Origin of the sequence: Streptomyces rhizosphaerihabitans, assembly GCF_025399795.1 — a bacterium.
Taxonomy (GTDB): domain Bacteria; phylum Actinomycetota; class Actinomycetes; order Streptomycetales; family Streptomycetaceae; genus Streptomyces; species Streptomyces rhizosphaerihabitans.
The window spans coordinates 272,327-281,883 of sequence record NZ_JAODTZ010000006.1; the positions used below are offsets into that span (position 1 = coordinate 272,327).

Genomic DNA, 9,557 nt, shown 5'->3' on the forward strand with positions numbered 1-9,557 from the left:
GCCGGACCGGCGGATGGTGCCGGACCGGCGCAGGCTGCCGGACCGGCTTCCTTCGGACCGCTACTCTCCACGCCACCACCGTACGACCGGTCCGCCCCGCCCGTTCCTCGCTCCCCGCCGCGCCGGCTCATCGCCGCCACCGTGTTCCGCAGCTCCGAGAGGAGGACGCGCTCGTCATGGGCATGCACGACGGGCGGCGCGTCCGGGCTCGGCGACGGGATCTCCGACACATCCGGGGCGGTCCGTGCGACGGAAAAGGCATGCGATGCGCCGGACCGTGGGCATTAGAGTCGAGACATGGCTTCTCAGAGTGCTGACGGGGAGATGAAGGGCGCGGGTGCCGGCGGCGCGCGCGGCTCGGGCGACACGGAGGCCGCCGCGGCCACGGCCGGGGCCGCTTCCGCCGCCAAGCCCGCCGCCGCTGCCGGGCCTGCCGGCGGCGAGAGCGTGCGGGTCGACGCCTGGATCTGGTCCGTCCGTCTCGTCAAGACCCGTTCGATGGGTGCCACGGCCTGCCGAGGCGGCCATGTTCGAGTCAATGGCGAGCGCGTCAAACCCGCGTACTCGGTGCGCGTGGGCGACGAGGTGCGCCTGCGGCACGAGGGCCAGGAACGGGTCGTCGTCGTGAAGCGCGTGATCCGCAAGCGGGTCGGCGCGCCCGTCGCCGTCGAGTGCTACGCCGACAACAGCCCGCCGCCTCCGCCGCGCGAGGCCGTGGCCCCGGCGGGTCTGCGGGACAGGGGTGCGGGGCGCCCGACCAAGCGGGACCGCCGCGAGCTGGAGCGTCTGCGGGGCATGCAGACGGGCTCGTCCGGCCCGGTCAGCTCCTCCGGCCCGTCCACCGGTACGACGGGAGCGACCGGGTCCACAGGTGCTTCCCGCCGCTCGGCCGGTCTCCGTTGGACCGGTCCTCCCTGGGCAGGTCCCCGCTCCACCGGTTCGTCGGGCTCCACCGGTTCATCGGGTTCCTCCGGCACCTCGGGCTCCTGAATCTTCGGAAAACCGACTTGCCGTCGTACGACGTCGAGGGCTCCCCCGGTCCCGGGGGAGCCCTTCGTCCTTCCCGCGTCGTCACACCTGGCGTCCCACCCGTCGGCGTACCAGGTGAAGGAGCTCGGTCGTGTGGCCGCGCCGGGCCCAGGCGACCAGGGCGAGCGGCAGGATCAGGATGAGCGGGGTCGCCACGTACGGGCCGTGGATGACGGTGACGTTGACGATGAACGCGCCGGCCATCAGTGCGCTGAGGGCCACCGCCGCCACCGAGTCCAGCAGCGGGATCAACAGGGCGAGGCCTCCGGCGAGTTCGAGCGTGCCGATGGTGTACATGCCGGTGTGACCCCAGCCCAGCTTGTCGAACGACTCCGTCGCCGAGGGGTGGGCGATCAGCTTGGGAAGAGCACTCGCGAACGCGTAGAAGAGGCCGAGTACGACCTGCAGGGCGGTCAGGGAGATGCGGGCGAGGCGGGAGCGGGGTGCTGCGACGGCCTGGGTGGTGGTGGTGAGGGGAAGGGTGGTCTCGGACACGGTGGTCTCCTGTGCGAAGCGGGGGCTGGTGCTTTCACAGAGATAGACCTGGGGGCTGTCGGGAACTCATCGGCGCTCGCTCACCCCTTCACGGCCCTCACCCACACCCCGTCGTCCGTCAGGTACCGGTCCACCCTCAGCCCCGCCTCTGCCAGGGCCCCCTCGAAATCACCCTTGGTCAAGGGGCGGGACAGAAACGTCTGGGTCCAGGTGGCGTCCGGAAACGTGTACTCCGCGCGCACCGAGTTGACCCCGTCCCCGACGGGCTCGGCGGACATGATGCGTACGACGAATCCTGACGGATCGGTGCGCTCACGGGGCACGTCGGTGTGATAGGCCTCGCCCTCGCGCTGGATCAACACGCAGCCCTCGTCCGCGACATGGCGGACGCAGGTGTCCAGGAGCGCCCGCCGCACCCGGACATCCCCGGCATGGATGAGAAACGACGCCAGCAGCACGACGTCGAACGTCTCGCCGAGGTCGAGGTCCTCGATGCTGCTGCGTATCCTGCGCGCCCCACGGACGTGCTCCAGCATTTCGGCGGACTCGTCCACCGCCGTGACCGCGAACCCGAGCTCCAGGAGCGGGTGGGTCATCCGGCCGACCCCGCTGCCCAGTTCCAGAATGTTCGCGGCGGCGGGCACGGCGGCGGTGATGATGTCCGGTTCGGTTCCGACGGGCAGGCGGGTGTAGAGCTCGACCGCGCAGCCGTCCGGTGTGATGGCACCGGGTCCCGTGCCCTCGTATCCCTCTCGCTTCTCGATCCTCATGCCCGTCCAACGGACGGCTTCCGTGGGACTGTTCCCTCCCTTCATCACTCGTTCGAGTGAGATGTTCGAGGGACACCAGTCCGAGCCGGACCCTGGACTGGGTCTGCCGGACCCTGGACTGGGTCTGCCGGACCCTGGACTGGGTCTGCCGGACCCTGGACTGGGTCTGCCGGACCCTGGACTGGGTCTGCCGTAGCCCCGGACCGGACCAACCGAACCCCGGACCGGGGCTACGGCAGCACGGACTACAGCGCGAACCAGCCCCTCCCCCCGTACCAATGCCCACCACCGCGCAGGTGGTCCACCACCGCGCGCTCGACGCTGTTGCGCCGTGGCAGTCCGTCGAGCGGAAGCTCCGGATCGCCGAAGACGAAGCCGATGGGCACCGTGTCGTCCGGGGTCGTCTCCTCGCACTCCAGATGGAAGCGGTCCTGGAAGCGAATGATGTTGGAGTCGGCCGGCAGGTACCGCTTGAGCTGCGGGTCGAGCAGCCAGGAGTTGCAGACAGCGATCTCGTGGCGCTCGTCGGGATAGTGGCGGGCGAAGAACTCCCGGGCCAGGGCGAGTGAACGGTCGCACGCGGTCGGAGAGAGAGGGCCGCGGAAGTCGGTGATGTGCAGGCTCAGGCAGGGAGCGCGGGGGCCGAGGTCCAGGCCCGCCGCCGCGACGGCAGCGGCCGTGCGCCGCCCCAGCAGCACCCGCTGGAACTGGAGCCGGCCCAGCTGGAACAGCTCGCCGTGGAAATGCAAGGCGATCCACCAGGGAAACAGCAGTCCGGGGCCGCCAGCCCTTCTGTGGTGCACGGCCACATGACGGCCGAGATCGGCGAGCGTGCGCCGGGAGACGTCCTCCGGGACACCGCGCTCGCGGTGATGGGCGCGGACGTACGGAAGCGCCGCTATGAAGACGTACAGATGGAAGCAGCGCCCGAGAGGTCCCGTCGTCGCGGGAAACGCGGGCGGCTCCCAGCCCTTCCCCATCTCTCCCATGTCCCGGACGAAACGGGTGACACAGCGCGCGAGGAGGGTCACGGCTTCCGGGTCGTCGGCCAACTGGGCGCGGAGCGCGACGAGTTCATTGATGTGCTCATGGGGCACGGACAGGTCGAGCAGGATGTCGGGCAACTCGTCGGCGTCCGGAAGCGACGCTTCCCGCAGGGCAGAGCTCTCGCTCTCCAGGTCTCTCAGCCACTCGGCGAGCCTCGCGTCCGCCCGCAGCGCCTTCAGCAGCACCGTCGCCTCCCCCGGCGGCCGTCGTCCGGGCCGCTATCCCTTGGTGAACGTGCACCACAAAGAGTACGTTTTCTCGTAGGAGTAGTGATCCTGATGCGTACGGGCAGTGAACCGATGACAGCGCGCAGTGCTCTGCGCATGCGCTTCTGGCTGAGTGTCTGGGGCCTGATCTGGGCCATCTTCGGAACGGTCGCGTTCATCCTGGTGGGGCGGCCGGGATGGGCGGCCGCGTGCGGTCTGCTGTGGGTGATCGTCACCGTCGACATGACCATGATCCTGCGGCACATCAGGCAGGGCCCGCACTATCAGCCGGGCCGTGACGTCCCGCCGTACGAGCCCGTGGACGACCGGCTCCGGTACCGGCCGCCGGAGCGCCGCCGTCCGTCGAGGCCGTCGCACCCCTGAAACGGCCGGGCGGTCGGTCGCCACCGCTCTTATGACTCTTACGACGCGGTGCGCGGGGAGCGGTGAGCGCCCCCTGCCGGGTGCCGTCGTCGCGGGTTGCCGACAGGCAGTGTGCCCGTTGGCCGCCGTCGGCACGGACCCGCTACGAGTCGAACCGCGCCGCTTCCAGGTACTGCGGTTTCGGGTCGAGTGCGGCCGCAAGTCTGAAGTGCCGCTTCGCCTGCTCGGGGCGTCGCTGGCGCTCGTAGGTCCGGGCCAGTGCGAAGTGCGCGAACGCGTTGTCCGGCTCGCGCTCCAGGACGATGGTGAACTCGAGCTCGGCGGGGCGCAGTTGCGCGGCGGCGAAGAAGGCACGCGCGCGCAGCAGCCGGGCCGCGGTGTTCTCCGGGTGAGCCGCGACGACAGGGTCGAGCAGTTTCACCGCGCCCCGCGGGTCGCGCGCGGCGAGCAGTTGCTCGGCGGCGCGGAAGTCGATGACGTGCGTCTCCGGAGTGCGTCCGGTCGATCCGCTGGTCTCGGGCACGGCAGAGTCCTTCCCTCGCTGCAAGGGTTCAACGCCCCTTTCGAGGGGGGCTATTCCTGGGGCTGCCGGGCTCTGCGCACGAGATCGGCCCATACGTCCCGTACGCGCCGCTCCAGTTCCTCCAGCGGTACGTCGTTGTCGATGACGATGTCCGCGATCACCAGGCGCTTGTCGCGCGGGGCCTGCGCGGCCATGCGGGCGCGGGCGTCCTCCTCGGTCATGCCGCGCAGGCGGACGAGGCGGTCGAGCTGGGTCTCGGGACGGGCGTCGACCACGATCACAAGGTCGTACAGCGCGGCCAGACCGTTCTCCGCGAGCAGGGGCACGTCGTGGACGACGACGGCGTCCTTGGGGGCGGCGTCCTCCAGGGCGCGCGAGCGGGTGCCGACCAGAGGGTGAACGATCGAGTTCAGGACCGCGAGCTTCTGCGGGTCGGCGAAGACGATCGAGCCGAGCTTCGGCCGGTCCAGGCTGCCGTCCGCAGCGAGCACGTCCTCGCCGAAGGCGTCGACGACCGCCGCCAGCCCGGGAGTTCCGGGCGCCACGACCTCCCGCGCGATCCTGTCCGCGTCGATCAGCATCGCGCCGTGCTCGACGAGCAGCCGTGACACTTCGCTCTTGCCGGCGCCGATTCCACCGGTCAGGCCCACCTTCAGCATGCCTCGCAGCTTAGGGCCTGCCACTGACAGACCCTGTGCCCGGGAGTCCTGGAGGAGGGGTCAGGCGTCGCCTTCGCGCTCCGCCAGGAATCGCTCGAACTCCTGGCCGATCTCGTCCGCCGAGGGGATCTCCACCGGTTCCGCGAGCATGTTGCCGCGGGTCTCCGCGCCCGCTGCGGCGTCGTACTGGTGCTCGAGACCCGCGACGAGGGCGACGAGTTCCTCGTCGCCCTCCTGGATCTGCCGGTCGATCTCGGTCTGGGTGCGGTGCGCCTCGGTGCGCAGGGCGTGCGCTATCCCGGGAAGCACCAGGCCGGTCCCGGCCGTGATGGACTCCAGGACGGTCAGTGCCGCGTCCGGGTACGGGGAGCGCGCGATGTAGTGGGGCACGTGGGCGGCGACACCGAGGACGTCGTGGCCGGCCTCCATGAGGCGGTACTCGACGAGGGACTCGGCGCTTCCGGGGACCTGGGCCTCGTCGAAGGGGCTGCGGTGGCCGGGCACCAGGTCGGTGCGGTTGCCGTGCGGGGTGAGGCCCACGGGTCGCGTGTGCGGGACGCCCATGGGAATGCCGTGGAAGTTCACGCACAGGCGGACTCCGAGCCGTTCCACGATCTGCTGGACGGCGGCGGCGAAGCGCTCCCACTCGGTGTCCGGTTCGGGTCCCGACAGCAGCAGGAAGGGCGCGCCGGTGGCGTCCTGCACGAGCCGGACCTCCAGGGTCGGCTCCTCGTACTCGGTCCAGCGGTCGCGCTTGAACGTCAGCAGCGGACGGCGGGCGCGGTAGTCCACGAGCCGGTCGTGATCGAAGCGGGCCACGACCTGGTGGGGCAGCGAGTCGAGCACCCGGTCGACGATCTGGTCGCCGGTTTCGCCCGCGTCGATGTATCCGTCGAAGTGGTAGAGCATGACAAGACCGGCCGACTCCTGGGCGAGTGCCATGTCGACCACGGCCAGGCCCTTCGGCTCCCATGCGTACAAACCCTGCGGATCAAGCACTGTGACCGCTCCTCCTCGTGTTCGTACTGCACAACGTGGCACGGAGCACGGACATTCCCGTCCCGTGCTCCGCATCACTGTCCGGCGCCTTCTCAGCCTCCACGAGCGGCCGGCAGGAGTTCCGGGGCGGTGAGGACACCGCCGTCGGACCGCCACCAGCACACCACACGCGTGTTACGAGGACAGCACGCGTGCGTGGAGCGCGGTGACGGCGTTGCGGGCCGACGTGAAGGCGCCGTGCTGCCAGGCGTCGGCGTAGCTCAGCCAGTCGCCCGCGAAGTAGACCCGCCCGGCGGGCCGGTTCAGCGGCTTGTAGCGGACGTCATCGGGTCCGCCGGGCGTGTTGTGCCAGGCGCCTTCCAGGTGCGGTGTCTGGCGCCAGTGATGGGAGAAGGAGGAGTCGAGTTCGGTGCGGTACTTCTCACCGTAGATCTTCACGCCGACGGCCACCGCGCGCCGCTCGCGCTCCTTGGGAGTGAGTTTCGCGTATCCGTCGGCGTCGGAGCCGTAGTTGTAGTAGCCGATCATGACTCCTCGCCGGCCGTGGAAGCCGTACGAGGGGTGCCAGATATGGGTGACGTCCTGGTCGGTCTCGGTGATGCCGCCGTAGATCCGGTGATCGAGCTCCCACCAGCGCGACCGGTATTCGAGGCCGATCTTGCCCGCGGACTGCGGGGTGATCGCCTCCAGTGCGCTCTGGACACCGGAGCCGAGGTTGTGCGGGATCCTGGCGAGGATGTTGGGCGGCAGGGCTCCGATGCAGAAGTCGGCGTCCAGGGATTTCGTGCGCCCGCCCTGGGTGTACGTGACGGTGACGCCGCTTCCCTTGTCGGTGATCCGGCTGACCGCCGCTCCGGTACGGATGCGGTGGGCCCCGATCGCCCTGGTGAGCGCCTTGGGTATCTGGTCCATACCGCCCACCGGCTGGAACATCAGCATGGCCTGGTCGAACTCGAACTCGAAGGAGAAGTACCGGCCGACGCCGGAGGCGAAGACCTCGGAAGCGCTCGGGACGTCACCGAGAAGCACGCCCGGGGTTCCGGCGGCGGCGGGGACGGTGGTGTAGCCGCGGCGCGGACCGCCCTCGTAGGTGAGCTTGTCACCGAGTTCGCCGAAGTCCTTGAGGAACTCGACGAGCCTCTCCTGGTCGGCCGTGGTCAGTTCCTTGTCCAGGGCGCCCTTGTCGGTGGCCTTGGCCAGCAACTCGGAGACGTATCCGTAGACATCGGCCTTCGCGGTCCGATGGCGCACGGGCTTGGTCATGCCGGCCGACTCGTTGTACATGTACGCGTCCGCGTTCGTGTTCGTGAACACTTCGACGGGGACGCCCAGTTCCCGGCAGTAGTCGAGGGTGACCATCCACTGCGGGAGTCGGGCCGGACCGGCGTTCATGTACTGGCCCTCGCCGAACCGGGCGGTCTGCGTGTGGCCGTACAGGTCGGTGGTCGAATCACCGCCGCGTACTGTGAAGTTGCGGCCGCCGGTCCGGTCTCTGGCCTCCAGGACCGTACAGTCGTAGCCCGCCTTGCCGAGCTCGTACGCGGAGGCGAGACCCGCGATCCCGCCGCCTACGATCACGACTTTCGCGGCGCCCCTCCCGGTGAGCGTGAAGTCGCCCGACTTCGGTGCGCGGAAGGGCTGTTCACGCTGGGCGGCCTGCGCGGCGGGCGCGAGGCCGAGGGCCCCCATGGTGGCGAACATCGCGCCCGCGCCGCCGGTCAGACCGACGTTGCGCAAGAACGCCCGCCGGCTCGCCGCTGTCGATCGCTCGTGTGCTGCCATGCCTTCGACTCCCCTCACGATCTTGAATGACCCGGGGATCCTGGCAACGGCCTGTTACGGCCCGGCAGTTACTCGTGTATCCACCACGTTTCTCTCCGCGCACACCGGTCCGGTCCAGACCTTGACGCGAACCTGCACCCCCCTTACGTTCATATGGGCACCCGAAGTTCATGTACAAGAACAATTTTCTTGCGAACCGACGGGAAGGTCACCCCCCACATGCGCATCCGACGCACGCTTCTCATCCCCCTGTTCGGCGCGACGGCGGTCACGGCCGGAGCACTGACGGGGGCGCCCGCGGCGAACGCGGCCCAGGTCATCGAGGTCTCCACCGCCGCCCAGCTCAAGTCGGCCCTCACATCGGCCGCCCCCGGCGCCACGATCCACCTCGCGGACGGCACATACACCGGCAACTTCAAGACGACGACGGCCGCGAGCGCGGACTCCCGCATCACCCTCAGCGGCTCCTCGAAAGCCGTCCTCACGGCGGGCGGCGGCTACGGACTGCACCTCAACGGCGCCTCGTACTGGACGGTCCAGGGCATCACCGTCACCGGCGGCCAGAAGGGCATCATGATCGACTCGGCGAAGGGTGTCGTCGTCGACCAGGTCACCGTCCACGGACTCGACATGGAAGGCATCCACTTCCGCAACTCCAGTACGGACGGCGTGATCAGGAACTCGAAGATCTACGACACCGGCAACGACGGCCGCGGCATGGGCGAGGGCGTGTACGTCGGCACGGCAGGCGGGACTTCGGACAAGAGCGACCGCATCCAGATCACCGGCAACACGATCGGGCCGGGCGTGGGCGGCGAGAACGTCGACATCAAGGAAGGCACCACGGGCGCCCGTATCACCGGCAACACCTTCGACGGCAGCGGCCTGACCGGCGCCAACTACGACGACTCCTGGGTCGATGTGAAGGGCAACGACGTGCTCGTGGAGAACAACAAGGGCACGTCCACGACGAACGACGGCTACGAGACCCACACCCAGCAGTCCGGCTGGGGCTGCGGCACCGTGTTCCGGGGCAACACCTCGGACCTGCGGGGTGCGACGGGCGACAAGCAGCTGGCGGTCAACGTCACCAACTACGCCACCGGTTGCCGGACCACCGTGTACGCCTCGAACACGGTGACGGGCGGCAAGGGGCTCACCAACATCACGGTGACTCCCTGACCTGCCCCACGAAAGAAGACCCCCCATGGAAGTGGGCCCGCACCGAATCGGTGCGGGCCCACTTCTTTCAGCTACTTGCTAGCGGTGAGCTTTCAGCTCTGGCCGCCGGCGAGCTTCTCGCGGAGGGCGGCGAGCGCCTCGTCCGACGCCAGGGCGCCGGAGTTGTCGTCCGACTCCGAGGAGTAGGAACCGCCGCCGCCACCGGAGGCAGCCGGAGCCGCGCTGGAGGTGCTGGCACCCTCAGCCTCGGCCTGCGCGTCGGCCTCGCGGGACTTGATGACCTGAGCCTGGTGCTGCTCGAAGCGCTGCTGCGCCTCGGCGTACTGCGTCTCCCACACCTCACGCTGGGACTCGAAGCCCTCGAGCCAGTCGTTGGTCTCGGGGTCGAAGCCCTCGGGGTAGATGTAGTTGCCCTGGTCGTCGTACGACGCGGCCATGCCGTACAGCGTCGGGTCGAAGTCGACCGACGCCGGGTCGGCAC

General features: G+C 69.5%; 10 protein-coding genes and 1 pseudogene. 3 read left to right on the forward strand and 8 right to left on the reverse strand.

The genetic code is table 11. The features are described from left to right. Positions 1-297 precede the first annotated feature (297 nt). On the forward strand, positions 298-990 hold the full coding sequence (locus tag N4G66_RS08870; protein WP_261703438.1) for an RNA-binding S4 domain-containing protein: 693 nt from the start codon (positions 298-300) through the stop codon (positions 988-990). Between the two features lie 81 nt (positions 991-1,071). Here the strand turns inward: N4G66_RS08870 and N4G66_RS08875 are convergent, their stop codons facing one another. The 3 genes from N4G66_RS08875 to N4G66_RS08885 all read right to left on the reverse strand — a co-directional run bounded on the left by N4G66_RS08875 (position 1,072) and on the right by N4G66_RS08885 (position 3,526). Further along, on the reverse strand, positions 1,072-1,524 hold the full coding sequence (locus N4G66_RS08875) for a DoxX family protein (RefSeq protein WP_261703439.1): 453 nt from the start codon (positions 1,522-1,524) through the stop codon (positions 1,072-1,074). An 80-nt stretch (positions 1,525-1,604) separates the two neighbouring features. Next, on the reverse strand, positions 1,605-2,294 hold the full coding sequence (locus N4G66_RS08880; protein ID WP_261703440.1) for a class I SAM-dependent methyltransferase: 690 nt from the start codon (positions 2,292-2,294) through the stop codon (positions 1,605-1,607). A gap of 245 nt (positions 2,295-2,539) precedes the next feature. Further along, positions 2,540-3,526, reverse strand: a complete 987-nt coding sequence (locus N4G66_RS08885; protein ID WP_261703441.1) for an acyltransferase domain-containing protein — start codon at positions 3,524-3,526, stop codon at positions 2,540-2,542. 93 nt (positions 3,527-3,619) lie between these two features. Between N4G66_RS08885 and N4G66_RS08890 the strand changes: the two genes are divergently transcribed. Continuing rightward, positions 3,620-3,931: a DUF6343 family protein gene (locus N4G66_RS08890; protein WP_261703442.1), complete on the forward strand. Its 312-nt coding sequence runs from the start codon at positions 3,620-3,622 to the stop codon at positions 3,929-3,931. A 142-nt stretch (positions 3,932-4,073) separates the two neighbouring features. Here N4G66_RS08890 and N4G66_RS08895 read toward each other — a convergent pair whose 3' ends face one another. The 4 genes from N4G66_RS08895 to N4G66_RS08910 form a co-directional block, all read right to left on the reverse strand. Next, a complete protein-coding gene (locus N4G66_RS08895) occupies positions 4,074-4,454 on the reverse strand; it encodes a tetratricopeptide repeat protein (RefSeq protein ID WP_261703443.1) in 381 nt (126 codons plus the stop codon). Positions 4,455-4,504: 50 nt separating this feature from the next. Then, entirely contained in the window at positions 4,505-5,113 is a 609-nt protein-coding gene (gene coaE, locus N4G66_RS08900) for a dephospho-CoA kinase (RefSeq protein ID WP_261703444.1), read from the reverse strand. Positions 5,114-5,173: 60 nt separating this feature from the next. After that, positions 5,174-6,112, reverse strand: a complete 939-nt coding sequence (locus tag N4G66_RS08905; protein ID WP_261703445.1) for a PAC2 family protein — start codon at positions 6,110-6,112, stop codon at positions 5,174-5,176. A 174-nt stretch (positions 6,113-6,286) separates the two neighbouring features. Beyond that, positions 6,287-7,813: a flavin monoamine oxidase family protein gene (locus tag N4G66_RS08910; RefSeq protein ID WP_261703462.1), complete on the reverse strand. Its 1,527-nt coding sequence runs from the start codon at positions 7,811-7,813 to the stop codon at positions 6,287-6,289. 300 nt (positions 7,814-8,113) lie between these two features. On the opposite strand from N4G66_RS08910, the gene N4G66_RS08915 reads away from it, so the two are divergent. Next, positions 8,114-9,076: a right-handed parallel beta-helix repeat-containing protein gene (locus N4G66_RS08915; RefSeq protein ID WP_261703446.1), complete on the forward strand. Its 963-nt coding sequence runs from the start codon at positions 8,114-8,116 to the stop codon at positions 9,074-9,076. 92 nt (positions 9,077-9,168) lie between these two features. Here the strand turns inward: N4G66_RS08915 and rpsA are convergent. Then, positions 9,169-9,557 (reverse strand): annotated as a pseudogene (gene rpsA / locus N4G66_RS08920) (30S ribosomal protein S1); the annotation flags it as partial.